The sequence below is a fragment of the Acinetobacter sp. 778_lipA genome (genome assembly GCF_058242985.1).
Genome location: NZ_JBZAYT010000001.1, coordinates 1,130,401 through 1,154,659 on the forward strand (window position 1 = coordinate 1,130,401; position 24,259 = coordinate 1,154,659).

The 24,259-nt window shown below is 36.4% G+C and carries 26 protein-coding genes and 1 other RNA gene; 16 read left to right on the forward strand and 11 right to left on the reverse strand.

From position 1 onward, the window contains the following. Positions 1-20 precede the first annotated feature (20 nt). Positions 21-728 (forward strand): response regulator, encoded by a 708-nt coding sequence (locus AC4CUY_RS05230; RefSeq protein WP_336953932.1) that lies wholly within the window; start codon positions 21-23, stop codon positions 726-728. A gap of 384 nt (positions 729-1,112) precedes the next feature. Here AC4CUY_RS05230 and AC4CUY_RS05235 read toward each other — a convergent pair whose 3' ends face one another. Next, on the reverse strand, positions 1,113-1,283 hold the full coding sequence (locus AC4CUY_RS05235; RefSeq protein WP_336953931.1) for a hypothetical protein: 171 nt from the start codon (positions 1,281-1,283) through the stop codon (positions 1,113-1,115). Positions 1,284-1,788: 505 nt separating this feature from the next. Here AC4CUY_RS05235 and AC4CUY_RS05240 point away from each other — a divergent pair. Further along, positions 1,789-2,010, forward strand: a complete 222-nt coding sequence (locus tag AC4CUY_RS05240; RefSeq protein ID WP_004722098.1) for a hypothetical protein — start codon at positions 1,789-1,791, stop codon at positions 2,008-2,010. 378 nt (positions 2,011-2,388) lie between these two features. Next, positions 2,389-2,529 carry a hypothetical protein gene (locus AC4CUY_RS05245; protein ID WP_336953930.1) on the forward strand — a complete coding sequence of 47 codons (141 nt, stop codon included), beginning with the start codon at positions 2,389-2,391 and terminating at the stop codon, positions 2,527-2,529. Positions 2,530-2,700: 171 nt separating this feature from the next. Here AC4CUY_RS05245 and AC4CUY_RS05250 read toward each other — a convergent pair whose 3' ends face one another. Beyond that, positions 2,701-3,678 carry an alpha/beta hydrolase gene (locus AC4CUY_RS05250; protein WP_490773761.1) on the reverse strand — a complete coding sequence of 326 codons (978 nt, stop codon included), beginning with the start codon at positions 3,676-3,678 and terminating at the stop codon, positions 2,701-2,703. A 94-nt stretch (positions 3,679-3,772) separates the two neighbouring features. Here AC4CUY_RS05250 and AC4CUY_RS05255 point away from each other — a divergent pair, with 94 nt between their 5' ends. The 3 genes from AC4CUY_RS05255 (at position 3,773) to AC4CUY_RS05265 (ending at position 5,825) form a co-directional block, all read left to right on the forward strand. Next, positions 3,773-4,681, forward strand: coding sequence for a LysR family transcriptional regulator (locus AC4CUY_RS05255; RefSeq protein ID WP_490773762.1), 909 nt, complete (start codon positions 3,773-3,775; stop codon positions 4,679-4,681). A gap of 213 nt (positions 4,682-4,894) precedes the next feature. Beyond that, the gene (locus tag AC4CUY_RS05260) at positions 4,895-5,110 is read left to right on the forward strand and encodes a hypothetical protein (protein WP_336953927.1); all 216 of its coding nucleotides are present in this window, start codon (positions 4,895-4,897) and stop codon (positions 5,108-5,110) included. 250 nt (positions 5,111-5,360) lie between these two features. Beyond that, positions 5,361-5,825 (forward strand): hypothetical protein, encoded by a 465-nt coding sequence (locus tag AC4CUY_RS05265; protein ID WP_490773763.1) that lies wholly within the window; start codon positions 5,361-5,363, stop codon positions 5,823-5,825. Between the two features lie 689 nt (positions 5,826-6,514). On the opposite strand, the gene ssrS is transcribed toward AC4CUY_RS05265, so the two are convergent. From ssrS to AC4CUY_RS05280, 3 genes are all read right to left on the reverse strand, one after another. Further along, positions 6,515-6,696, reverse strand: a non-coding RNA gene (gene ssrS / locus AC4CUY_RS05270) — 6S RNA. Positions 6,697-6,796: 100 nt separating this feature from the next. Next, positions 6,797-7,081, reverse strand: a complete 285-nt coding sequence (locus AC4CUY_RS05275; protein ID WP_336953925.1) for a cell division protein ZapA — start codon at positions 7,079-7,081, stop codon at positions 6,797-6,799. A 2-nt stretch (positions 7,082-7,083) separates the two neighbouring features. Then, positions 7,084-7,635, reverse strand: coding sequence for a hypothetical protein (locus AC4CUY_RS05280; protein ID WP_490773764.1), 552 nt, complete (start codon positions 7,633-7,635; stop codon positions 7,084-7,086). Between the two features lie 64 nt (positions 7,636-7,699). Between AC4CUY_RS05280 and AC4CUY_RS05285 the strand changes: the two genes are divergently transcribed. The 3 genes from AC4CUY_RS05285 to AC4CUY_RS05295 all read left to right on the forward strand — a co-directional run bounded on the left by AC4CUY_RS05285 (position 7,700) and on the right by AC4CUY_RS05295 (position 10,571). Beyond that, positions 7,700-8,332: a UPF0149 family protein gene (locus tag AC4CUY_RS05285; protein ID WP_336953923.1), complete on the forward strand. Its 633-nt coding sequence runs from the start codon at positions 7,700-7,702 to the stop codon at positions 8,330-8,332. Between the two features lie 326 nt (positions 8,333-8,658). Beyond that, positions 8,659-9,981 (forward strand): Xaa-Pro aminopeptidase, encoded by a 1,323-nt coding sequence (gene pepP / locus AC4CUY_RS05290; protein ID WP_490773765.1) that lies wholly within the window; start codon positions 8,659-8,661, stop codon positions 9,979-9,981. A gap of 206 nt (positions 9,982-10,187) precedes the next feature. Continuing rightward, positions 10,188-10,571 carry a GNAT family N-acetyltransferase gene (locus AC4CUY_RS05295; RefSeq protein ID WP_336953921.1) on the forward strand — a complete coding sequence of 128 codons (384 nt, stop codon included), beginning with the start codon at positions 10,188-10,190 and terminating at the stop codon, positions 10,569-10,571. A gap of 264 nt (positions 10,572-10,835) precedes the next feature. Here AC4CUY_RS05295 and AC4CUY_RS05300 read toward each other — a convergent pair whose 3' ends face one another. Together AC4CUY_RS05300 and AC4CUY_RS05305 are read right to left on the reverse strand one after the other, a co-directional pair. Beyond that, positions 10,836-11,081, reverse strand: a complete 246-nt coding sequence (locus tag AC4CUY_RS05300; RefSeq protein ID WP_336953919.1) for a hypothetical protein — start codon at positions 11,079-11,081, stop codon at positions 10,836-10,838. 239 nt (positions 11,082-11,320) lie between these two features. Next, complete coding sequence (locus AC4CUY_RS05305; protein WP_490773766.1) at positions 11,321-11,950, reverse strand: hypothetical protein; 630 nt, start codon at positions 11,948-11,950, stop codon at positions 11,321-11,323. A 918-nt stretch (positions 11,951-12,868) separates the two neighbouring features. On the opposite strand from AC4CUY_RS05305, the gene ubiH reads away from it, so the two are divergent. The 3 genes from ubiH to AC4CUY_RS05320 all read left to right on the forward strand — a co-directional run bounded on the left by ubiH (position 12,869) and on the right by AC4CUY_RS05320 (position 15,742). Then, the gene (gene ubiH, locus AC4CUY_RS05310) at positions 12,869-14,080 is read left to right on the forward strand and encodes a 2-octaprenyl-6-methoxyphenyl hydroxylase (RefSeq protein WP_034614245.1); all 1,212 of its coding nucleotides are present in this window, start codon (positions 12,869-12,871) and stop codon (positions 14,078-14,080) included. Next, the gene (locus AC4CUY_RS05315; RefSeq protein WP_336953917.1) at positions 14,077-15,315 is read left to right on the forward strand and encodes an FAD-dependent monooxygenase; all 1,239 of its coding nucleotides are present in this window, start codon (positions 14,077-14,079) and stop codon (positions 15,313-15,315) included. Before ubiH ends, AC4CUY_RS05315 begins: the two co-directional genes overlap by 4 nt. Before the next feature lie 175 nt (positions 15,316-15,490). Beyond that, a complete protein-coding gene (locus AC4CUY_RS05320; RefSeq protein ID WP_336953916.1) occupies positions 15,491-15,742 on the forward strand; it encodes a hypothetical protein in 252 nt (83 codons plus the stop codon). 461 nt (positions 15,743-16,203) lie between these two features. On the opposite strand, the gene rsmI is transcribed toward AC4CUY_RS05320, so the two are convergent. Continuing rightward, positions 16,204-17,049: a 16S rRNA (cytidine(1402)-2'-O)-methyltransferase gene (gene rsmI, locus AC4CUY_RS05325; protein WP_336953915.1), complete on the reverse strand. Its 846-nt coding sequence runs from the start codon at positions 17,047-17,049 to the stop codon at positions 16,204-16,206. A gap of 10 nt (positions 17,050-17,059) precedes the next feature. Here rsmI and AC4CUY_RS05330 point away from each other — a divergent pair, with 10 nt between their 5' ends. The 4 genes from AC4CUY_RS05330 to AC4CUY_RS05345 all read left to right on the forward strand — a co-directional run bounded on the left by AC4CUY_RS05330 (position 17,060) and on the right by AC4CUY_RS05345 (position 20,139). After that, a complete protein-coding gene (locus AC4CUY_RS05330) occupies positions 17,060-18,010 on the forward strand; it encodes a penicillin-binding protein activator (RefSeq protein WP_336953914.1) in 951 nt (316 codons plus the stop codon). A gap of 13 nt (positions 18,011-18,023) precedes the next feature. Continuing rightward, complete coding sequence (locus tag AC4CUY_RS05335) at positions 18,024-18,440, forward strand: YraN family protein (protein ID WP_490773767.1); 417 nt, start codon at positions 18,024-18,026, stop codon at positions 18,438-18,440. A 105-nt stretch (positions 18,441-18,545) separates the two neighbouring features. Then, positions 18,546-19,253 carry a BON domain-containing protein gene (locus AC4CUY_RS05340; RefSeq protein WP_336953912.1) on the forward strand — a complete coding sequence of 236 codons (708 nt, stop codon included), beginning with the start codon at positions 18,546-18,548 and terminating at the stop codon, positions 19,251-19,253. Beyond that, complete coding sequence (locus AC4CUY_RS05345) at positions 19,237-20,139, forward strand: alpha/beta hydrolase (RefSeq protein ID WP_336953911.1); 903 nt, start codon at positions 19,237-19,239, stop codon at positions 20,137-20,139. The genes AC4CUY_RS05340 and AC4CUY_RS05345 overlap by 17 nt, the downstream gene beginning before the upstream one ends. A 42-nt stretch (positions 20,140-20,181) precedes the next feature. Here the strand turns inward: AC4CUY_RS05345 and nudC are convergent, their stop codons facing one another. From nudC to dnaQ, 3 genes are all read right to left on the reverse strand, one after another. Beyond that, on the reverse strand, positions 20,182-20,940 hold the full coding sequence (nudC, locus tag AC4CUY_RS05350) for an NAD(+) diphosphatase (protein WP_336953910.1): 759 nt from the start codon (positions 20,938-20,940) through the stop codon (positions 20,182-20,184). Continuing rightward, the gene (locus AC4CUY_RS05355) at positions 20,940-22,583 is read right to left on the reverse strand and encodes a chemotaxis protein (protein ID WP_490773768.1); all 1,644 of its coding nucleotides are present in this window, start codon (positions 22,581-22,583) and stop codon (positions 20,940-20,942) included. The genes nudC and AC4CUY_RS05355 overlap by 1 nt, the downstream gene beginning before the upstream one ends. A gap of 127 nt (positions 22,584-22,710) precedes the next feature. Further along, positions 22,711-24,132 carry a DNA polymerase III subunit epsilon gene (gene dnaQ, locus AC4CUY_RS05360; RefSeq protein ID WP_483770136.1) on the reverse strand — a complete coding sequence of 474 codons (1,422 nt, stop codon included), beginning with the start codon at positions 24,130-24,132 and terminating at the stop codon, positions 22,711-22,713. Between the last annotated feature and the right edge of the window lie 127 nt (positions 24,133-24,259).

A 24,259-nucleotide genomic window follows, 5' to 3' on the forward strand; every position in this document is an offset into this window, starting at 1 on the left:
TAGTAATTTTAGGAAAAAGCATGCCAGAACAAAATGTATCGACAAGCTCCATGACCAATGTGTTGATTATTGATGATGAAACTCAAATTCGTAAGTTTCTTGATATTGCACTTAGAGCGCAGGGTTATAAGACACTGTTGGCTGAAAATGGACAAAAGGGTTTAGAGCTTTTGGCTTTACAGGGAGCTGATTTAATTATTCTAGATTTAGGACTGCCGGATTTAGATGGTTTAGAGGTCTTATCTGAGTTAAGGGCTTGGTCGCATGTCCCTGTGATTGTTTTGTCAGTACGTTCCAATGAAGAGGAAAAAGTCAAATTGCTAGATGCTGGAGCCAATGATTATGTGACCAAGCCTTTTAGTGTTCAGGAGCTTATGGCTCGGATTCGGGTGTTGCTCAGACAATTTCAAAACGTTGCTGTGGAGTCAGCATTTTTTGATGATGGGTTTTTAAAGATTGATTTTGCCCAAAGACAAGTGTTTTTAAACCAGCAACTTATTTCTCTAACCCGAAAAGAATATCAACTTCTCACTTTATTGGCTCAGCACAAAGGTCAGTTGATTACTCAACCTCAGATTTTGAGTGATTTATGGGGTCCAACCCATCAGGAAGATACCCACTATCTACGAATTTTGGTGGCCAAATTACGTGGAAAACTGAATGATAATGCTGTACAACCCAAATATATTGTAACTGAACCAGGTGTAGGGCTACGCTTTGTGGGATAAATTTTACGTCTAACTGTATCTTTATAGTTGTGAAACACACAGTCTAAATTTGGTGCAGTTATAGTTTAATAAATAAAGCGTAATGAAATATATTTTATCCAGTTTAAGCTACTGATTTGTGTTACCTTAGCTTTGATCGAATCCGTAAGCGAAACGGAAGTGTTTAGGTTGTTACAGGAATTGCGTATTCCCTCTAAATAGATTTAAAACCTAAGCAGTTAACGCTGAGCATGAGTTCGCAGCATGCCGATCTAAAAGCCCGCATTTTTGTGGGCTTTTTTACATCTTGTGATAATCTTGATTTTTTATATGAATTATAGTTTTATAAAAAACACAAAAAAACTTACCGAACATCGGTAAGTTTTTTAGATTAAGCTTTAGATATTATTTAGGTTGAGTTGTATCAGGTTTTTTCACTTCTTTATTGTCCTGATTTGGATTAGGAGGTGTCGCCCCTGGTGTTGCTTGAGGTGCATCTTTAGGTGGAGTTTGCTCAACGTTTTTAGTATCTGAATTTGCTTGAGTTGAATTTTGTGAAAAACTTTTAAATGACATTCTAGTCTTCTTAAATTGTGAAGTGAGTCTGTATAGTAGTCTTTAAATTTACTTACACTAAGGTAGTTGTGAGAGCCATATGTGGAGATATGTTCGGTAGACTGAGTTTATATCGACAAAATATATTTATAAAAATATCAAATGTTTGTAGTGTATTGTTTTAAATGGCGATATAAATAATTTGTAAATACAGCCACGTACATAAACATCACAAAGCCATTATATAAAAGGCTATTTTTAATTTAAAATAATTAAATGTTATTTAAGTTGCATATTATATTGCTTTAGCGTAGTATGGAAAATACTAAAGTAGATGTGCTTAATATATAAGCAAGACTTGAAGGTTGGCTTCAACTCTGACTTCTGCAATATCAAGCTGATGTAAATATCAAAAGTTTAAATTAAGGTTAGATGCCTTCTTATCGTTAGTTCCAAAAATATATCTGTTGGTCTTAATAGTTAAATACTTCTCTGTTTGCAAAAGCTCAAAACAATTGAGTGAAAAATGAATATTTTAAATGGCTGGACAATAGCCTCTGCAGTAAATGGCGATGAAATTCGCGTAAAGATCGTTCCTTTAAAAAGACAACAAAGCAACCGCACTGGTATGAGTTGGGTCGAAGTAGGGAAAAAGATTGAGTTAGAATCTGGTGACGATCGTCAATTTAATATTGATGGTTCATCTTTCTATCTTAACCAAAATCAACTCTATCGAATTGCGATATAACTCGTAATAGATATTTTAAAAAAGCTCATCGCTAGATGGGCTTTTTTTATGGGCGAAAAGCATATCCTGAATGCTTGAACACTAAAAATTAAGCCATCGTTTTTAATCTGTTTTTATTGATGAACATTATACATTTTTAAAATAATTGAACTGAAAAGGAATGTCTAAATGATAAAAACTTATCATGTGACTGTTTGGTTACATGGGGGATTTTTTTCAATCACGCATGATACTGAAAATTCTATGAATTACTTATATTTCTGAAATTAAATGTAATAAAGTTTCACACAAACTTGCATAACTCACATATCGAAATACTTTATGTAGAATTTGATGTTATCACTAATACACGTTATTCAATTCAGTATGAGGTGTGTCATGTTTAAGACAGTAGCATTATTAGGGACAGGCGTTGCAATTGCTTATTACTATCGGTCTCATAAAAATAATGCTGAAAAAACCAAGGGCAAAAATTTAGCGAAAACCAAAGAGGATGCTCACAAAGAGTCCTTAGCATAAGTATTAAACTAACTTTTAATGAAAAACCACCAAGTAGGTGGTTTTTTCATTTGTTTAACGCAATGGAAAACATAATCTAGAAAAGTGTACTGTAAAGTAACAACAAGCTTCGGCAATAAAAGCCCTTTAAAGGGCTTTGTTTTGATAGCTCAGAGCTAAAGCGATTCGGACTTAATTTTGATGTTGATTAAACCAATCCGTTGCATGTGCAACTGTTCTGTCAACAATGTCAGGTTGTTCGTAATACTGGAAATGATTGGTTCCATTTTCCCAGATAAGCTTTTTATCTGATGTTGGAATTGACTCGAAATGACGACGGGCCGCTGCTGGATTCATACAGGTATCTGAATGAATGATAAGCGCAGGTTTCTTTAATTTTGCAACACCCGCTATAGTTGAATAAGAAAAATGATCAAGATCACTCATAATCGCGTAGCGATTCTCCCAGTTTTTTAGCGTCCATGCTCCATACCAACTCCATATAATTGGACCAGGTAAACCTGCATTCGAGCCTTTGACGCGATCACCAAGGTCTGGCGATACTAAGGGTTGGTAGATCACCTCACCTGTTGTTTCATAAAGTATTTTGGCATTATGTGCTTTCTCTAAACGGATCGCTAATAGTGCTTCTAACTCTTCGATCGTAGGTGCAGATTCAACATCAAATGGATTTGCTGTAACACCTGCCGCAAGCATAAATAAATCAGTTTCTTTATCTCGATAGTATCCAGTAACAGAAACAACGGCTTTGACACGATCTTCATAAGAAGCGATATCTAGCATTTCAGGTCCACCTTGGCAAACTCCTAATAGAAATATTTTATCGGTATCGATATCGTTACGGGTACAGATGTAATCAATTGCAGCAATGACATCTTCATTTTTCATTTTTGGATTTTCAAGACGTCGTGGCATGCCTTGACTCTCGCCAACAGTTCTTGGATCAAATGCGAGGGTGATAAAACCTTCATCTGCTAAACGCGTCGCATACTGAGTGGGTGCCTGTTCTTTTTGAAAAGAATATGGCCCAAGAATGATAATAACAGGGAGTTTCCCATCAGTATTTGGTTTATATAAATCGCCAACTACGGCATCGCCATGTGAATCAAATGTTATTTTTTCTACAGCATAGTTACCATGTTTGGGCATTGTAATTTTCCTTATCATCAATTTTGAGTACTCATTCAGCCTATATAAATATATTATTGAGAACAATCTCATAAAACTTTATAGAATAGTGAAAATGGCTCATCAATTGAAAAGCGGTGAACTCTTTGCTTTAACCATTTTTTTATCTGTGGCCTCTCATCGCAACTTTCGTGCAGCTTCGGTTGAGTTAAACGTCACACCTTCAGCAATTAGTCATGCCATAAAAGGTTTGGAAAGCCGCTTAAATGTTCGGCTTTTTAATCGAACCACACGTAGCGTTTCTTTGACTGATGCTGGAATCAAATTGGTTGATTCACTTCGACCATCCATGGAAAATATTTCAAATGCGCTGAATCATTTAGATGATTTTAGAGATCAGCCGAGTGGTGTACTTAGAATTAATGCCAGTGAAGGGGCAGTTAGGTTGGTTTTAAAGCCCGTTCTTAAAAAGTTCTTACAACATTATCCATTGGTTCATTTAGATATTGTGTGTGATGGTAAATTAACCAATATCGTTGGAGAAAATTTTGATGCAGGCATACGGCTTGCAGATGATATTCCTAAAGAGATGGTTGCAATCCGTTTGACTGAAACCGCACGCTTTGTTGCTGTCGCATCACCTGACTATTTATTAAAAAATTCCACGCCACTTGTTCCGCATGATCTTTATGAACATGATTGTATTCGTTTCCGTTTTGATAGTGGCTTAATCTTTCGATGGGAATTTGATATGAATGGCATTATTGAAAAGATAGACGTCAAAGGCCCACTGACACTTACAGATCAAACATTAATGGTTGACGCTGCAATAGATGGTATTAGTATCGCATTTGTGCCTGATCATTTGGTGAAAAATGCTGTGGAAATGCAACAATTAAGTATTGTTTTGGAAAAGTTTAGCCCAATTTATCGTGGTCTTAGCCTTTACTATCCAGGTTATCGTCATGTATCCACTACACTTAAGGCGCTTATCAATATGCTTCGTGATTCATTGGGTTATTGATATTTATTATGCATTTTCCCAATTGTTGAAGAAAGCTTGACAAAAAAGATGTGATTGTAGAACCGAAGTTATTCACCTCTAAGGAAAAAATAAAAAGTATTTTATAGAAATCCATATTTTTTTTAGGGTTTTTGTCAAAGTACTTTGCTTAATTTCGAAAAATAGGACATAACTATTAGAGTGAAAATTTTTAATTACTAGGGGGAATAAATAATGCTTTCAAAATTTGCCACTCGATTCGCAAGTATTTTGTTTGGAATATTGGCTTTAATCGCGATCGTGATTCATTTTGTTTTTTCGAATCAGCTATCCATTGATCTATGGATTGTTCTCTTCCCTGTTATTTTAGCAGTTCCAATTTTAACAGCAGTTCTGATGACAGGTGATGATGAGTTGGGTGTTCACTCTAATGAGTGGAATAACTCATAATTTTTAGACTTAAGCTCATCGAAAGGTGGGCTTTTTAGTGTATGAAAGAATAGATTTTTGAATCTATTCAGCATCTAACTTTTTCTTTCAATGAACAAAGGATGAATATACACGTTAGCATCAACAATTTTTGGTTGTATACATAACAAATTGAGTATTTCTGCTATCGTGAATTTAGTAATACAGTAGTTTAAACTTGTATTTGCAGTGTTTTACTTCAATGGATGGATTGTTGATGAGGAGAAACAAGTTGCGAAATTTATTATTTATACTCAGTTTTTTACTATGTGCTGAATTGAAAGCTCAGAGCTCATTAGACCAACCTTTTTTGCAAATTGGAGCAGTTGATGATCAATTCAATATCATTAATCTCGAACTGTATAATGATTTAGTCAAAGTGATTAATTATAATTTTTCGCAAATTAAGCCTGATCGAACAGATGACTTAGCCAGCATTTCTAGAATTAGATTAACCAGCAATGGATTGTTGCTGATATCGGATTTAAAGGGGATTGAGTCTACAGAAGATTTAACAGAGAAATTTGATGAAATCAAGTATAAAAATCTGACCAAAAATAACATCTGTAGTAAAAGTGATTTATTTGAGTCTGATGTCTTTAAAAAAACCACACAAGGCAATATTGTTTATCAATTAAATAATGCTAAAGGTGAGTTTTTGAAAAGCTTTACAATGAACTATAAAGAATGTCTATAGATATTAGGTGTTTAAATGAATATATTAGGATAATTGCCATATATTTAAATACTTATTTTACAGTCGAATTTTTTTGTAGCTCAGACTAATTTATAATTTTTAAATTAAATTCCAAAAAGTAGAATTCCTTAGCCATTTCTAAGGGATAGCAAAATGTGGAATTTCATTAAAAGTTTTAATTGTATAAATGTATGGCTAATCATATCTTTGATCATTCTAGGATTGGTGTTGTTCCTATATTTCTCTTAAGCTTAGACATCATAAGAATTCAGAGATAGTAACATAAGTTTAAGTACCAAGCTCATGTAGGGTATAGCTATATTTCAGCTCTAGTGGACGTAGTGATGGTAATCCACTTTTGATTTTTTCATAAACGCAGTGAATATTTAATTGGGTTTTTTTGGTGAATTAAATGAAATCATTTTTTGTTATACAGAAAATGAATATTCTCAATGCTGTAATGAGTTTAGGAATTGACCTAGCTTTGAGTCTAGATCATCTAAATCATTTCATTATTAACTTAACTAATAATAAAATGCTTTTAGTGCCAGTAAAGTGATGAATTCTAATCAAAGATGATTTTGTTTCAATTCTTAAGGATGAAGAATACAAAGCATTAAATGGGATAAGTTGAATCGATTTATTAAAACAAATTAAAACCACATAAATTATTGTTATTATTTAAAATAAAACACTCCAGAGATGCCGCTGCATGGTCGTTACCCTGAACCCGATGAGTTCAAGGTGGACGCGACGTACACTTAATGGGTTTCCCACTCAAGGTGGGCATACACTCAAAATATACAGAACACATCCATAAGTTTAAGTATCGGCAGGGGAATAGACGTACTGGCGAACACCCTAGAGTTATATTAAGTATACATAATTTGGGGATTGTGGCAAATCACCAACGCTCAAAATTTATAAATACAATACAAAAAAGCCACTTGATTGCACGAAAAAAAAGCGGTTTATCCCGCTTTTTCAACATCTTCTAGCATTGTTTCTAATAAACGTTCGCATTGTGCATATTCTTGTAACGATTTATTCATGCCTAAAACTTCTTGCATCAGTTCTAAAGCCACCATGATTACCAATTTATTATGTTCAACATTGGGTGCTTTACGGCGAAACTCTTGAAACTTTTCGTTTAAAAGTCGACCCGCACGTTCTAGTTCTGGTTGCTTATCTGTTGTGGTGCCTAAACGAAAACTTTGTTCGATTAAGCGTAATTCTACAGTCACATGTTCAGACATACTCATACTTCCTCATTAGACTCTGATGGATGAGCAAGCTGTTGGATTTCTTGCGCATGATGATCTTGTTCAGTCCCTAAAATCGAAAGACGTTGAATAATGGCCTCTACTTTTGTTTTGGCATGTTCATTTTTTTGAATTAAACGTTCACGCTCATCTTGAAGATTTTTGATATCTTGTAAGTGATGGCGCTGTTCATTTGCCATCTTTTCTTTGACTACGCGTAATTCATTACGTTCAGCTAAAATTTCCTGAAAACGATTTTTTAAATCGGTACAGCTTTTTTCCAAACGCCCATAACGCTCCGCCAAAGATGTGGCATCTGTATTGAGCTGTTGAAACTGATTTTGTAACTGAGAGAGTTGCTCAGTGAGCGTATCAATTTCATCTTGTTTTTGGGTGATAATGCTATTTTTATGACTAATTTGAGCATGAGCTTGCTCTTCGCTGTTATCCTTTTCTTTTAACATCGATGCATTTTCTTTCTCAACAGTTTCAATTCGTGTTTTTAAAACACCAATATGCGTCTGTAGACGCTGTAATTGTTCTAACATAACGGGTCGCACAGATTTGCAATCAAAGGTAATATATACAGAAGTATAGAGATTGGATAAACGAATGCAAGACGATATTTCAGGTTGGTCAGATTGGAATCAAAATTTTGAGGGGATTGAGGAAATTTCAAGCCCGAGTGAGTTACATGGCATACTGACAGGTATAGTTTGTGTTACTGAAGTTCCAACTCGAGATGAATGGTTACAAATTTTATCTACGCTTGATGTTCCAAAATTAGACGATGAAGTGCTTGCGCTATTGTCAGAAGAAGCTGAGGATGTGTCACATGCACTTTCGGATGATGATTTAGACTATCTTCCGATGCTCCCAGATGATGAGCATACTTTGGCAGAGCGTGTGCAATCATTGGCAGATTGGTGTGCTGGGGTTGTACTTGGCTTTGGATTGGCTTCTGGTCATATTCGTGCAGATGAACAAGAGCTCATTGAAAGTTTACAAGATGTAGCGTCTGTTGAGTTTGATGAATCAGATGACGATGACGAGGGGGAAGCAAGCTATCTTGAATTGTATGAATTTGTACGCTTGATCCCTGTGTCATTATCAATGGGACGAAAAAAAGTTCCAGTATCTGAAAGCCCTCTATTACAAAATTTTCATAGCAAAATGAAACAAGCGATTGATGCTTCTGAAAGCAACAATGTTGTAGAGATGTTTACTCCACATCGTCCAAGCTAAAACTAAGATAAAGCAAGCTAAGAAACTTAAACTTTAAGAACATCATCTGTTTGATGAGTACTTGGTTTTACAGCTCCCTTTGCGGCGTCAGGTTATTAACTTTGAAAATATAGAAGTTGAATCAAGTCGTGCAGCAAAGGGTTAATTTTTTTAGCCTGGAATGTTTCCCTTGTTCTGTTGTCGAGGTTTAGCGCAGAACGAGAGTAATAATACAATTACTTTAAAAAATGCAGATATTGAATCATCAGTATTTGCATTCATCTAAGCGTAATTGTAAGTTAAAGCTTCTTCCAAATTAATCATCTGAAATACAAGCTGAATAGAGAATGAAATTAACTCAAGCAGATTTTCAGGAACGTCGTGACCGCCTCGCTGAACAAATGGGTCCCAATAGCATTGCAATTATCTCAACCAGTCCAGAAGTCATGCGTAACCGAGATGCAGATTATAAGTTTCGTGCTGACAGTGGCTTTTTCTATTTAACTGGTTTCGCGGAACAACAAGCAGTCGCAGTGATAGAAACAGACGAAGCAGGTGAGGAATATATCTATAGCTTGTTCTGTCGTGAACGTAATCGTGAAATGGAAATCTGGAATGGTTACCGCGCTGGAATCGATGGTGCGGTTGATGATTATGAAGCGGATGAAGCTTATGCGATTGATTTGCTTGATGAAGAAATTATTGCCAAAATTTTAAATAAAGAAAAATTATTCTATCGTATTGGTCAACGTGCAGATTTTGATGCCAAGGTCAGTACTTGGATCACCAAAGCCAATGAATCTGGACGTGGTTTTGGCGTTCCAGCGCAGTTGATTCAACTTGATCAAATCTTAGATGAAATGCGTTTGCATAAGTCGGTTCAAGAAATTGAATTGATGCAAATCGCCTCAAATATCAGTGCAGATGCACATATGCGTGCCATGCAAAAAGTTCATCCTGAGATGATGGAATATGCTTTAGAAGCTGAGTTGAATTATATCTTTGGTCAGAAGGGTTGTGTACCTGCCTATAACAGTATTGTGGGTGGTGGGAAAAATGGCTGTATTTTACATTATGTTGAGAACAATCAACCCTTAAAAGATGGTGATTTGGTGTTGATTGATGCGGCTGCTGAGTATGAATGCTATGCCTCAGACATCACCCGTACTTTTCCTGTAAATGGTAAGTTTAGTCCTGAACAAAAAGCGCTATATCAAATTATTTTAGATGCACAAATTGCTGCGATTGATGCAATTCAAATCGGTCATTCTTATAAAGAACCGCATAATGTTGCAGTACGGATCATGGTGGAAGGTTTGGTCAACCTTGGTATTATGCAAGGTGATGTCGATCAAATTATTGAATCTGAACGCTATCGTCAGTTTTATATGCATGGTACAGGGCATTGGCTCGGTATGGATGTGCATGATGTTGGCGCATATAAAGATGAAAATGGTCAATGGCGTAGCTATGAGCAGGGTATGGTTGTTACTGTAGAACCCGGTTTATATATTGCACCTGATGATGAAACAGTGGATGCAAAATGGCGTGGTATTGGTATCCGAATTGAAGATGATGTGGTTGCAACTGAACAGGGTCCTTTGGTCTTGACTAAAAATGTGGTGAAGTCGATTGAAGAGATTGAAGCATTGATGGCAAAGTCAGAATAAGTTTTTCAATTTAAAAGGTGAGTATGTATGGATACTTACACCGTTTTAGTTAAGCCAGTAGAAACAAATCGTTTGATTCTACGAAAGTTTGTTGAAGGTGATGAAATCTCAATTTTTAATGAGTATTGCGGAGACAGGGAGTCTTCGAAATACTTACAAAGGTTACCCCATGCCAATATTGAGCAAACGAAGTGTATGTTCGAAAATTGGAGTGGTCAAAATGGGAGAATAATGATAAAGATTTTGCTTGGATTATTGGCGAGCGCAAAACCAATTTAGCCATAGGGCTCGTGATGTTTATTCACAAAGGAGATTATGGCGAAATTCATTTTGGGCTTGGAAGTGAGTTTCAAGGGCAGGGCTTTATGAGAGAGGCGATCACTGCTGTCATTGTCTATTTAAAAAATAACAGTAGGCTTAAAAGAATTGAGACTTTTTATGATGCAGAAAATGTGAAATCACGAAAGGTTCTGATTGAAACAGGATTTACTGAAATAACCTTGTTAAAGCATTGGGCTATATTTCCAGCTTTGGGAGATAATAAGAGAGATTGTCTAGGTTTTATGATTGAAATAAATAAAAATATTTAAATAGAAATAAGGGTAAATCATAGTGATACATATGAGATTCAGTTTTATTGCAACTTTTTTGACAGTAATGTCCTGTTCTTTGTTGGCATTTCAGCCAAGTAACATCACAAATAAGAATATTCAATTAACAAGCCAGCAATTAGACGTTATCCACCTACATTTTGGTGAGCAAGGCCTAAAAGATTTTATTCAATATAGCCATACTCCTATAGATCGCCAACCTGCTGGAATGAATTTTTTATCACTTGATTGGACAATCGTTTTTTATTGACTCAAACTATAGAATCTAAGTTCAGGCATAAAAATTCCTACAAGGAACCAAATTCCTGAAACTATCCAAACCAATAAAGCATAGGCTCTAATTTGTTCAGTATTTAAATCTGCAACAAGCCAATCAAAAAATAGACCAGCTTTCCAGCCTTTAATCAATTCTGCACCACCCCAAGAGATAACCCATTTCCAAAATAATGAATTAATAAAGAATAGTATAATCCAAATTGATAAGCTCAATTTAGCTATATTCCTAATGAGGCAAGTTGCATAGCTGTTCTATAGCTCGCTGCTACTGTGACAATACAAGTTTTATATATTGGTTGTGTTTTAACACCAGTAATATAAGCTAAGATGTTAGTGAAATATTTTCCGATATATTTAAGTCCACGAGCTGATCCATATCCAGGTGGCTTTGGTACTAAATTAAAATTAGCAGAACAAGTTTTAATAGCGTTGATTGCTTGTGATAAAACTACTCAAATTTCTTCATTATAATCCCAAGAATTTGCAATAGATGCATTCCATATATCTGTTGCAACATTTCTTGCAGCTTCTTGATTACCGAAGGCTCTTGATTTAATTTTACTTTGTAGTTGAGTTGATGGCGTAATATAGGAGCTACAGTTGGATTTTTGATTAATATTAAATCTAAGAATTGAATTGTTATTTGAATTAGCGTAAACAATTTTAGGAGTGATAAATTGTTTTGAAAAGGCTTTGATTGTTGGGTGTAAATCTGTTGTACAGCTAGCATCATTTGTAAAATATTTTAGAATATTATTTTCCTGATCAAATGTCGCAGCAAATATTCTTCCATCCTCATAAATAGTCGCTGCTGAATAGGCTGTAGCCTCTTTATTTCTTCCTTCATAATAAAGTGCATTAGCAGTTTTTAGTTTGTATGGAGAAGCATAAGTTTCTATATTTTGATAAAACTTTGAATAATCTTGACCCAGAACTATTCGTAATTGAGACTGTATTGTTGTGTCTGATGATATATGCTCAACTGTTTTAAAGGTGTCATATGATTTAATATTTAGATTATCTGTATATGCTGTTGAACTTAATAAAAATAAAACAACACCTAATATTTTAATTTTTTTCATGAATGCATGCTCAAGTTTTTTGTATTTAAGTTTTTATCAAAATTAGATTTATGATGCAATTCTCAGGGGAGTTTAATTGATACAAAATATTAATAATTACATTTTTTATTTTATATTTAATGGATATTTTATGTTAATTGTATTTAAGTGGAATTGAAGTTTTTAAATTTTTATATAGATTTATTATGTTTTGTTTTTAATTAAACATTTTTAATTGTTAATTAAATTTATTATTAAATTAAATTATATGATTATTATCGCATGGTGAAATGCTTAGTCTATAGCGGGTTTTTATTTGGGGTCTTTATTGGATGTAATTTATTCTTTATTTTTGTAGTTAAAACCTTATTTTAGTAAATCGATTGAGTGATCGAGTTTTTAAGCATTTAAAATATAATTAAGTGATAAATAAAATCAATAAAAACAACAGCGCTGGCAAGCTTGGGCAGTAAAAATAATGGAACTTGGAAATAAAAGAATATTCTACCAATACCGGCACCTAAGGCACCTCCTACATATAAGGCTGACTCATTAAGTGTAAAAGCTAAATTTCAACCACCTGTTTTTTCTGACTAAAATTTGTTGTTCATTTTGTTGAATTTTTAATGCCCAACCGTGAGTTTCTCATATTGCAATGGGTATAAGGGTAAGCCACGGCGTGATGGTTGCAAAAAATGGGATAAGTAGGAGTGCGATACTAAGAATAAACATGATGATGGCTGTTAGGTTTTATTGCTTAATCCTTTGGCTGAAATTTTCACTTTTCATACTTTTATTAAAAATAGCGTATTGATTCAGTACAAATACAGCCAACAATTTCCTATTTCAATATAAAAATAACTTTCCATGATGTAATATGAAATCAATCAAGATTATAAGTATTCAGTACGCTGAATCACATATAGAAAGGATAAAAGCATGCAACAAGAAGTCATCATCGTCGGCGGTGGAATGGTAGGGCTGAGCTTGGCTCTGATGTTGGCTAAAGCCAATATTGCGGTAAAGCTTTTAGAGGCTGTGAAATATCCAAATTATGATGATGCCAATCTTGCACCCTATCATTCCAGTTTTGATGCACGAAATACCGCGCTATCACGTCGTACCGTCCAAATTTATCAAAAACTCGGTCTTTGGGATGCTTTGCAAGAACATGCGACTCCTATTCTCGAAGTACATATCACTGAACAAGGCAGTTTTGGTAAAGCTCGCTTAGTCGCAGATCAAGAAAAAGTCGAAAGTTTTGGACAAGTGATTGAAAATGCATGGCTAGGCCGTGTACTACTGACTCAAGTTCGCCAGCAAGCTTTAATTGAATTGATTGACGGTGTACAAGTCACTTCACTAAAACAAGAGGGTGACTATGTATATGTTGAAGCCAATCGTGGTGAAGAATATACCCATTCACTTAAAGCCAAATTGTTGATTGCTGCAGATGGTCGTGATTCTTTCTGCCGCCAAGCTTTAGGTGTTGGTGTGGATGTACATGATTATGATCAGGTGGCAATTGTCACAACAGTACAAACCTCGAAACCACATCATCAAGTGGGCTTTGAACGCTTTAGCCATTTAGGTCCATTGGCATTGCTTCCATTGCCGGGGGAATGTCGTCGTTCAGTGGTTTGGCCAGTGAAAAAAGGCACTGAAGATGAATGGTTAGGGGATGAAAATGACCAACATTTCCTTGATGCTTTACAGCAAACCTATGGTGATCGCGCAGGAAAATTCCAAAAAACAGGCAAACGTTTTAGCTTCCCATTGGCACAAGTACTTGCTGAAAAACAAGCGGTGGGTCGGGTAATTTTGATGGGCAATGCTGCACATACCATTCATCCTGTTGCTGGGCAAGGTTTTAACTTGTGTATGCGTGATGCAGATGTGCTGATGCGTTATATCACAACGCAAATTGCGCAATCTGATGATATTGGTCAACCTGAGATGTTAAAGGCCTATGAACAATCTCGCTTAACTGATCAGCAGCGCGTGATTAAATTTTGTGATTCTGTAGTGCGTGGATTTAGTAATCAAAATCCGGTCTTAAAATTATTGCGTAATACCGGCTTGGTAGCTTTCGATGTGATTCCGGGGATTAAACCTTTGGTTGCCAATTATGCGATGGGATTAAAAGCATGACACAGCAAGATATATTAGATGTGGTGATTGTTGGTGGTGGTCTGGTGGGTGGCTTAACCGCATTACTTTTAGCAAAAGGTGGTATGCAAGCCACTGTTTTAGATGCAGCCCCTATTTTAGATGCAGAAAAGACTTTAGCTGTTGCTAATCCACGGGTTTTAGCCTTGAGCCAAGCCACGATTCACTTGTTAAAAACGGTGAATGTATGGGAAAAAATCGCTCGCCAAATGCCTTATACAGGCATGCAAGTCTGGAATAAAAATGGCTATGGCGAAATTAACTTTGGGCAAGCCTCAGAAAACTTTCCCACAGCTGAGCAAAGCTTAGGTTCAATGGTTGAACCAAGTTTATTAAACCTTGCCATCCAACAGGAAATGTTGGAGCAACTGCAAGATTATCGTACTCAAGTTAAAGTTGTGCGAGTAGAGCAGGGTGTAGGCTGCTGGATCATTAAACTTGCAGATGGGACTGAGCTAAAGACCAAGTTAGTGATTGGTGCAGATGGTGCAAATTCATTTGTTCGTGATCAAGCATTTATCGATCTTGATGTTTTAGATTATCAACAGGCCGGTTTGACCTGTGCGATTCGTACCACACAACCACACCAATATGTGGCTCGTCAGATTTTCCATCCGACAGGCCCATTGGCATTTTTACCGATGGCGAGTTTAAAGCCAGAACAAGCTGAACACTGGATTTCAATCGTTTGGACCTTACCAGATGATTATGCAGAGGAATATGCGCGCTTAAATGATGCTGATTTTTGTGAGTTATTGACACGTGAAAGTCATCATATGTTGGGCAAGATCGTTGAAGCAACCCCACGGGCTCAATTTCCACTCAAGGCACGCGCAGCACAACGTTATGTAAAAGATGGGTTGGCCTTGATTGGTGATGCAGCGCATGTGATTCATCCTTTAGCAGGACAAGGTGTAAATATTGGCTGTTTAGATGCTGCTATTCTGTGTGATGTATTACTTAAAGATAAACAGCGTGGCGTCTGGGCACATGAACAAACCTTAAAGCGTTACGAACACCAACGCAAAGGGCAAAATGATGCCATGATGCATAGTATGTCGATGATTGGTTTTTTAGAAACTGCGGAAATATTTCCATTGGTTTGGGCGCGTAACTTTGGCTTAAAACAAGTTGAAAGTATGCCATTTTTAAAAGATCAATTTATGGCCCAAGCCAATGGGCTAGCAACTTTAAAAAGCACGCAATATGCCATTTAATTGGATTTCTGATATTTTTTAACCAATCATTTAAACAACATTACGAATTTGATGAAAAAAAACACGATTTTGTGTATCTAGATACTAGTCGAATGGCGAAGAGCTTGATACATTTCTCTGTAAAACATCACCATTTTTCGGATGGTACATTGACGTCATTGATGGGGAGTTAAAGATGACAGATACAAATGATTATGATGATAATTCAGAAGATCATGCAGTAGACGATGATGAAGCTAAAGCGGCTGAAAAAGGTGCTGCGGCAAGTGATTCTATAGTTTCAGATACAGATTTAGCTGAAGCTGAAACACTCACTGTGACAGCGAAAAAAAGACAGCGTGAAGCGTTGGAAGATGAGGTCGCTGCATTTTTAGCGCGTGGTGGGAGAATTACCGAAGTTCCACCTGATGAATCTGCTAAAGATTGATTTTAAAAGCACCGAAAGGTGCTTTTTTAAATTTGGTTGAAATGCTGTCTATTTTTTCGATGTTTAAATCCCAATCTTAAAAAATTTTAGTGTTTGTGGCTTTTTACTTGAAATTTTAATGAACTATTTTATTTTTATGGATCCTTGCTGCTTGCTTTAAGTATATGAGTGATTAAATCATCAGGAATGTTGTACTTTTGATTATTTGTTTTCCTATATCTATTTTTATACGTGCCAGATTGATCAGTGTGGGATTAAAATTTATAGTTTTTTAAAAGATTAAGGTAGGTAAAAAAGCGACCAGAACAATCAGTCGCCTGCAGCAATGCAGATTGAGGAATAAAGTGCGTTGAGAGAGCAAGCAAGTAGAAAAACAAACAGAATAGCGAAATAATGTGGGTTAATATATAAAGTAAGTTGAGAAATGCCTATACACGCCTTTCTCAACTCAAGAAATAAAATTATTGTTGATTAGTCAGCTCTAAAGCACGTTGATAGGCGATTTTCTTTTTGATGCCGGTTAGATCCGCAGCAAGTTGTGATGCCGCCTTGACAGATAAATCTTGTAATAAGCGATTTAAAAGTTGATCTAACTTCTCTTGTTCAACGTCTTGATCTTTGGCATCTGGTGCACCACCAATGACTAACACAATTTCACCTTTTTGCTGATTACGATCTTTTTCAATAAATGTCACCAACTCGCCCAATGTCATTTTTTTAATTGTTTCAAATGTTTTGGTAATTTCACGTGCAAAACCTACAGGGCGATCTGCGCCAAAAACATCAGCCATATCTTTGACACTATCTAAAATACGATGAGGTGCTTCATATATAATCATGGTTTGTGACTCATGTTTTAATTTTTCTAATTGAATTAATCGTTGCGATTGTTTTGATGATAAAAAGCCTTCAAAGCTAAAACGATCACTTGGTAGACCCACCGCACTTAGCGCAGCAATAGCAGCGCATGCACCCGGCACAGGAATGACGCGAATACCATTCTCCTGAGCAGCGCGTACCAATTTAAAACCCGGGTCACTAATCAATGGTGTACCAGCATCACTGACCAGTGCAATATTCTGACCACTTTTTAATTTTTCGATAAGTATATCAATTTTGTTACTTTCATTATGATCATGACACGCAGTGAGCGGAGTTGAGATATTATAGTGCTTTAATAATTGAGCAGATTGACGTGTATCTTCTGCCGCAATAACAGAAACAGACTTTAAAACTTCAATAGAACGAAAAGTCATATCATCTAAGTGCCCAATTGGGGTCGCTACGACGAATAATTGAGCACTCATAAAGGTCTCCATGAAGAATAAGTTAGTGTTGAACAGTATTAAAAGAGTGATTATGTTGGGAATGGTTGGATTCGCAATCCAAGTTCACGCAGAAATTCTGGTTATATTACCTGAAACAGGCCCTATGTCGCGAGCGGGTTTGAGTATTAAACAAGGAATATTAAGTGCCGCGCAGACATCAAAGAATGAAATACCATTAAAATTTGTCGATTCAGATCAAAAGACCATCAAAGCGCTGTTAAAACAGCATGTCAATAAAAAGACTAAAATGATTATTGGGCCTTTGGCTCGCCCTGATGTTGAGGCTTTAATTAATTTAAAGCCTAAAGTACCTGTATTGGCACTCAATGAAGTTTATCCAAGCTATAAAAGTGTTTGGCAATATAGTCTTTCTAAAAATGACGATGCATTGGCGCTGCTTGATTATATCCAGCATGATAAAGTTAGCAAACTCTATGTGGTGCGTGAAAAAGGCACAGAAGCAGAATCTATTAACTTTTTAAATGCATTATTTGCCAATTATATGGGTGAAGTTGATCCTGTAGAGCATATGCCAAAGTCGATTTCGGAGCGAGAGGGTATTTTACTGTTAGGTTCAAACCAATGGTTGACCAGTTTTCCAAAATTGCAGAAGAAAAAAATTTATACCCAAGCCATTGCCGTCGATGAAAAAAAGGCCTTGCCTAAAGGGATGAAATTCTGTGATGTTCCAGCCTTATACATCGCCGAATGGGATGATGTGGTCAAAGCCTATAAAGATAAACCGACCTCGTTACCGTATCAGCGTTTATATGCCTTTGGTGGAGATGCTTGGCATATTGCTGAACAATTTGTTTTGGACCCGAATGTAAAAAGCTTAACCTTTAATGGGCGCACTGGAAAAATTAAAATTGATGGAAATCGTGTTGAACGTATTCCACAATGTTTTGAACGTTCAAAAAATAATTTAGTACCTTTGTGACGACAGGTTTCTCATGGCAAAAAATAATTTAGGACAATGGGCGGAGCAAGAAGCAGTGAAATTACTGCTTCAACATGGCTACGATATCGTAAAATTGAATTATTTCTCGCGCTTTGGTGAAATAGATATTATTGCCCAATCTAAACAAGAGTTAATTTTTGTTGAGGTGAAAGCAAGAACTCCGACACAGATGGGGCATGCTTTTGAAACGGTAAATCAATCAAAACAACAAAAAATGATTAAAACGGTGTTTAAGTTTTTACAAGAACATCCACAATATGAACAATATTATTGCCGTTTTGATGTGATTGGTTTTGATTTACATCATAAAATTGCAAAAAACGTACAGCAAGATCTCAGTAAAATCTCTTATGATCAATCTTGGATTGAAAATGCATTTACTTTGGATGCAGACTTGATTAATCTGTGACTGAAATTTAGGTACAGTTATTTCAAAAATAAATATATTTTCCAGCATGTTAACAGCGTTTAAAATGGTTGTTTAGCAGGCTGAAATTAATAGGAGTCTTGCTGAGTGTTAAAACGTATTGTCATCACCATGATGTGTGTAGCAAGTTTATCTGGTTGCGCGAGTTTTATCTCAGGTGGTACTGGTTCTTCACCAGTGGGAACAGATAGTGGTGTTCGATCTTTAGGACAAGTGTTTATTGATTCCTCTATTGAGCGGACTGCCAAAATCAACTTGTATAAGCTTGATGCTCGATTTAAGCAATCTCGTGTCAATATTAATAGTTTTCACAGCAATGTCTTACTCACAGGTCAAGTGCCTGATGCACATCTAAAGCAATTAGCTGAAGATAATCTACGGGCAATGAGTGATGTTAAAACTGTTCATAATTATCTTACTGTGGGTAATCAGATCGGTTATAGCACGATTATGCAAGATGCATCGGTCACTGTGAATACCCGTGGTTTAGTGATGAAAGCACCAGTGGTTTCAGACAATAAAGTTTTGATTCATACAGAAGACGGCATACTGTATGTTTTAGGTCGTTTAAATAATGCTGAAATAGCAGATTTAAATGATGTTTTACAAAAAGTTGGAAATGTGACTAAAATTGTGACCTTGATTGATAACATCGAACAAACGAATAATTCAGTCCAAACTTCATCTTTCACAGCACCTGTGGTAAATAATGTACAACAACAGCCTGATGTACAGACACCTGTTGCGATTGATCCTAATGCTACAGAGCCAAACAATAATGTTATTCAACAATAGGTTAAAAGCTTTAAAAGTTAGATTTGGAAAGCAGTTTGAATACCTAAAATCTCAATTTAAATCGCACTATCAAGATTTTCGTTTATACGATTTAGGTAGTATAACTATTAATGGCTTGACCCCTAAAAAGGGCTATTCCATTCAGTATAATATTGCCTATGGCTTAAAGGCGAGACAACGTTTAGATCTATATATTTCTAATAAAAAGCAACAAAATGCGCTGATTCTTTTTGTTCACGGTGGGGCATGGAGCCATGGTGATAAAAGTGCTTATAAATTTGTAGGTGAGGCGTTTAGTCGTTTTGGCTATAACGTGGCAGTGCTGAACTATCATTTGGCACCTGAGCATAAATTTCCAAGCTATATTGATGATCTTGCTGTTGCATTGAATTATTTGGAGCAACAACAAGCACGGTTTGGTATTTCAATGGATAAAATTGCCTTGATGGGGCATTCAGCAGGCGCATTTAATATTGCGTCTTTGCTTTATCATCCTAAGCACTACCAACTAGCCATCAAACAAAATATTAAAGCTTTGATTGGAATCGCTGGACCTTATCATTTCGATTATAAAGGTGATGCTTTAGCCGAAAATGCGTTTGATCAAAGCATTCCTTACCAACAAGTAATGCCGTATTATTTTGTTGAAAAAAATGAGGTAAAGCATTATTTGTTCTTGGCTGAAAATGATCAGATTGTTAAAGCTAAAAACTCTTTTGATTTTAAACAGCAATTACTTGAACAAGGTAATCATTGTGAAATTTACACGATTCCTAAAACTGGTCATATTTCAATTATGGGCAGTGTTTCAAGTCTATTTAGTCGATTCTATAAAACCCGACCTGAAATTATTAAGGTTTTAAATGAAGCAATGAAAAATGCCTAGCGATCGCTAGACATTTTTGATTTGAACATATCTCAATCAAGATCAGTCTTTATGCATAGGTCTATTGTGAATCACATGTTCAATCATGGCATGGGCGATACTGCCACTAAAAGGCGTTTCGGGTAGCTGATCAAATTTAAAGAACTGAGCCTCACTAATTTCTTCTTCTTGCAAGACGATTTCACCAGATTCATATTCTGCCTTAAAGGCCAACATAAGATTACTTGGAAAAGGCCAAGGTTGGCTTGATAAATATTGGACATTTTTGACATGTAGGCCAACTTCTTCCAAAGTTTCTCTTTTAACCGCTTCTTCCAGTGTTTCACCGACCTCAACAAAACCCGCAATAAGACCATACATATTGCTTTTATTCTTGGCATTTTTTGCCAATAGAATTTCGTTATCGCCACGAGTAATTATGGTGATAATACACGGTTGTACACGCGGGTATTGATGATAACGACAGCTAGGGCAGACCATAGCATATTCATTGGGATGAACCTCGGTTTCGTGGCCACAGTGGCTACAAAACTTATGGTTTCTTCGCCATTCAAGCAATTGTACAGCACGACTGGCTTGTTCAAACTCAGATTTTGTCCATTGTGAAATCAATTGTCGAATTGGAATCAATTGATATCCCTCTGGAATTTGATCTTCAATAAAAAGATCCCGGGCAATAATCTGATCGCCCGAGTTAAAGCTGATATCACTTGCTAATTTTTCTACTTTAGGCAGTTGTAAATTTTCATCCACTAAAAGTTGTTGATGGTGAAAGATATATGCAAGTGATAATTCTGACATTAGGCTACCGATTTTAAACTTTGACTACTTGTTAATGCTACATCAAACATGGATTGTAAAACAGGTTGTTTGTTTTGTACATTTTCAATCATCATGTCTGCACTGGCTAAAACATCAAGCAGTTTATTGACTTGCGCAAGGTTAAACGCTTGTTCTTTGTTAAGACTCGTCTGAATAAACTCCGCAGAAAGCAGCAATGCCTTTTGACCATCTTTCGCTGCAAGGAACAACAGCGCACCACCAATTTCACTTAATTGTGATGGCAGTTGGTCTAAACTTGTACTTTGAGGATCTTGTAAATATTGCACCAATGTTTGTGAGCTTAAATCAACCAATGCTTTAGTCTCGGTCAATAATGCTGCATGTGCTTCATCTAGACGATCTAATGAAATCTGCAAGTTATTCACTTTTAACTGTAAACGACTCGATGTGTAATTACGCTCTAAGATACCAATCGAATTCATTGCTGATAAAATACTGTTCATCAACTGTTGTGCGTAATTTTCATCTTTGAGCATGTTGTCTTGAGACAGTAGGTCAGCCTGTTGTTTCAGTCCGCTATAGGCTTCATTAAGATTCAAGACTTTAAATACATGTGCAAGATCGGTCAGTTTGCTTTTCAATTCTTGCGTTTTTTCATCACTCATATTTTTGTAGTTAAACTCAATATCATTACGGATTTGCGACATTTCATCCGTAATCAGTTGGCTCACACTATGAATGGTTTCAAAGTCAGGGCCATATAAATGGCGACTAAATATTTGTAGTTGAGTGTCAGTCAGAATATCTTCACCAACATTAATCTGTTCACGGATGTGTTGTGATATTTCATCTTCTTGGCTGATACAAATACTTAGGATATTGGCAGTATCTAATAAAGATGGATTGAATCCGCATAGATCTTTAAAGAATAAAGACATATTGGTTTCAATGCTGATTAGCGTTCTGAGGCGTGTATCATTGAGAATGATATTTTCAATGTGATTTAAAGCAACTGAAACCAAAGCCCAATATTGCTCACTTGCTTGGCCTTTGGCTGCATTTGCCAAATAAGACCCAACCAGCTTGATGCCCTGTAAATCTAAATCTGTTTCTTGTTGTTTGAGCAGTTTATGTAAGCATAATTTATACAGCTTATGTACATACACTGAATGCTCTAACTCAGGTGATTGCTGCAAGTTAAAATTCGGTGTAACACAGTCGAGCAATGGAATAATCGCTTGGCCTTCTGGGGTCAGCTCTAGACCTAAAGAAAGTTCTAAGCGATTTAAGGTGTCGTGCAAAAATTGTGGCGCTCTGACTTCACGAAGGCAAATAAACTCAATATAGCGTTTGAGCATGGTGGTGCCTTCACTCAAAGCGATGACTTCTTGAGTATTGATCTCATGTGGGTTTTGCATCACTTTACGCATCACCGCTGCTGAGAGTTGCGCAATTTTAGCAACATGCGGCATATCGATGAGCATCAGCACATTTACACATTGTTCAAATTGGAGCAAAGCATCATCAATACCGAAGGGTAAAGTTTGGTCTTCAACTAAGCTACTGACAGCAGATTCTACCTGTAAAATTGAATTATCGACTTCTTTTTTAATAATAAGTAATGCTGTCGGATCAAAATGTATAGAGGTTTGGTAAGACATTGATCTGCACCTATCCTGGGTATCTGAATGTTTTATTTCATAGCCTCAAAATGAGGCTAATTTTCTAAGTTTTAATATAGCCGAAGAAGACCATCTTTACAGAAAAAATAGCCATCAATTTCAAATTTTATTTTGCAAAAATGCAGGCTTCCCCATGTTTTTCTTGAAATTGTTTGACCCAGTTCTCATGTGCTTCTAATTCTTCATCTGAAGGTAAAATGACTGGGGCATTGATTTCAATTTTTTTCCGAGTTGTATTCCTTTGAGCCTGATCAGTATGTGCAGAAAGAGCATCCATGTCAAAGGATACTTGACCACCTGTCATGGCAAGATAAACATCAGCTAAAATTTCAGCGTCGAGTAAGGCACCATGGAAAGTACGATCTCGTTGCGGAATTTCATAACGGCGAACTAGAGCATCCAAAGAGTTCTTTTGCCCAGGATGTTTGCTTTTCGCCATCGCCAAGGTATCAGTCACTTCACATACTTCTGAGAGTGCCTGTAGGCCACTGCGCTTAAACTCCATATCTAAGAAGTTCATATCGAAGCTTGCATTATGCGCAATAATTTCGCTGCCTTTTAAGTAGTCAAATAAAACTTGGGCAATTTCATTGTATTTTGGCTTATCTTTTAAAAATTCATCTGTAATACCATGGATGGCTTCTGAATCGCCAACTGGTTTCTCTGGATTAATATAAATATGAATCGAACTGCCGGTCAGTTTTCGATTGACCATTTCAATAGCGCCAACTTCAACAATTCGGTCACTGTCCTGATAATAGAAACCTGTGGTCTCCGTATCCAAAATAAACTGTTTAGGGCCATGTAACTTGACAGTAGCAGGTGTAATCACAATTTGTGGATGAATATCTCGCATTGCGGGTTGGCTCATTGCTGGCTCATCATTTTCATTGATATCTTGGGTTGATGGTTGTTCCATCACAATTTTATGCGCTGGCATGACATCCTGCTGAGGGCTAATTTCCGATTCTATCATTTCGTCTGATTCAATCAGGTCAAATCCAAAGGGATCGTCAAGCAGCCAGTCTTTTTCATCTTTTTTTTTATCATCAGCCACTGTCATAGGTTGAGTCAGTTTGGTTGGCGCAGTGTTGTTTTTTTTTGCGTCGAGTATTTGCTGTGTACCTAAATTCGCCAATTGGTCTGCCATCTCATTGCCTGCATGTCCGGCGTGACCTTTAATCCAGTTCCATTCAATTTTGCGACCTTGGCAGGTTTGATCAAGCTTTTTCCAAAGATCTGGATTTTTTACATCTTTCCAGTTTTTCTTTTTCCAACCCTCAATCCATTCGGTAATGCCACGTTTTACATAGTTTGAATCGGTCCAAAGCACTAATTTTGCTTCGATTGGGCAAAATGCGATCCCTTCGATGGCTGCGGTAAGCTCCATGCGGTTATTGGTTGTATCAAGTTCACCACCACACAACTTATGTTCTTCTGTTTCAGTGATGATATAAGCGCCCCAGCCACCAGGACCTGGGTTGCCTTTACAAGCACCGTCGACATAAAGTGTGATTGTTTGTGACATAGTAATAACCAATGAAAGTGAATTAAGAGTTGAACATCGCGGTTTAAGAATTTATTGTATACGCAAATCGGCGTTTTCTACGCATGAACTGAGATTTTTTTAATTTCTTGTAACATTTGTATGCAAT

Coding starts and splice junctions, on each gene's coding strand:
- AC4CUY_RS05260 (WP_336953927.1), top strand. CDS start 4,895: ATGCTTTCAAAATTTGCCACTCGATTCGCAAGTATTTTGTTTGGAATA.
- pepP (WP_490773765.1), top strand. CDS start 8,659: ATGAAATTAACTCAAGCAGATTTTCAGGAACGTCGTGACCGCCTCGCT.
- AC4CUY_RS05230 (WP_336953932.1), top strand. CDS start 21: ATGCCAGAACAAAATGTATCGACAAGCTCCATGACCAATGTGTTGATT.
- AC4CUY_RS05235 (WP_336953931.1), bottom strand. CDS start 1,283: ATGTCATTTAAAAGTTTTTCACAAAATTCAACTCAAGCAAATTCAGAT.
- AC4CUY_RS05315 (WP_336953917.1), top strand. CDS start 14,077: ATGACACAGCAAGATATATTAGATGTGGTGATTGTTGGTGGTGGTCTG.
- AC4CUY_RS05280 (WP_490773764.1), bottom strand. CDS start 7,635: ATGTTAGAACAATTACAGCGTCTACAGACGCATATTGGTGTTTTAAAA.
- AC4CUY_RS05285 (WP_336953923.1), top strand. CDS start 7,700: ATGCAAGACGATATTTCAGGTTGGTCAGATTGGAATCAAAATTTTGAG.
- AC4CUY_RS05355 (WP_490773768.1), bottom strand. CDS start 22,583: ATGTCTTACCAAACCTCTATACATTTTGATCCGACAGCATTACTTATT.
- AC4CUY_RS05335 (WP_490773767.1), top strand. CDS start 18,024: ATGGCAAAAAATAATTTAGGACAATGGGCGGAGCAAGAAGCAGTGAAA.
- AC4CUY_RS05250 (WP_490773761.1), bottom strand. CDS start 3,678: ATGCCCAAACATGGTAACTATGCTGTAGAAAAAATAACATTTGATTCA.
- AC4CUY_RS05320 (WP_336953916.1), top strand. CDS start 15,491: ATGACAGATACAAATGATTATGATGATAATTCAGAAGATCATGCAGTA.
- AC4CUY_RS05255 (WP_490773762.1), top strand. CDS start 3,773: ATGGCTCATCAATTGAAAAGCGGTGAACTCTTTGCTTTAACCATTTTT.
- AC4CUY_RS05240 (WP_004722098.1), top strand. CDS start 1,789: ATGAATATTTTAAATGGCTGGACAATAGCCTCTGCAGTAAATGGCGAT.
- AC4CUY_RS05275 (WP_336953925.1), bottom strand. CDS start 7,081: ATGTCTGAACATGTGACTGTAGAATTACGCTTAATCGAACAAAGTTTT.
- AC4CUY_RS05245 (WP_336953930.1), top strand. CDS start 2,389: ATGTTTAAGACAGTAGCATTATTAGGGACAGGCGTTGCAATTGCTTAT.
- nudC (WP_336953910.1), bottom strand. CDS start 20,940: ATGTCAGAATTATCACTTGCATATATCTTTCACCATCAACAACTTTTA.
- AC4CUY_RS05345 (WP_336953911.1), top strand. CDS start 19,237: ATGTTATTCAACAATAGGTTAAAAGCTTTAAAAGTTAGATTTGGAAAG.
- dnaQ (WP_483770136.1), bottom strand. CDS start 24,132: ATGTCACAAACAATCACACTTTATGTCGACGGTGCTTGTAAAGGCAAC.
- AC4CUY_RS05330 (WP_336953914.1), top strand. CDS start 17,060: ATGAAGAATAAGTTAGTGTTGAACAGTATTAAAAGAGTGATTATGTTG.
- ubiH (WP_034614245.1), top strand. CDS start 12,869: ATGCAACAAGAAGTCATCATCGTCGGCGGTGGAATGGTAGGGCTGAGC.
- AC4CUY_RS05305 (WP_490773766.1), bottom strand. CDS start 11,950: ATGAAAAAAATTAAAATATTAGGTGTTGTTTTATTTTTATTAAGTTCA.
- rsmI (WP_336953915.1), bottom strand. CDS start 17,049: ATGAGTGCTCAATTATTCGTCGTAGCGACCCCAATTGGGCACTTAGAT.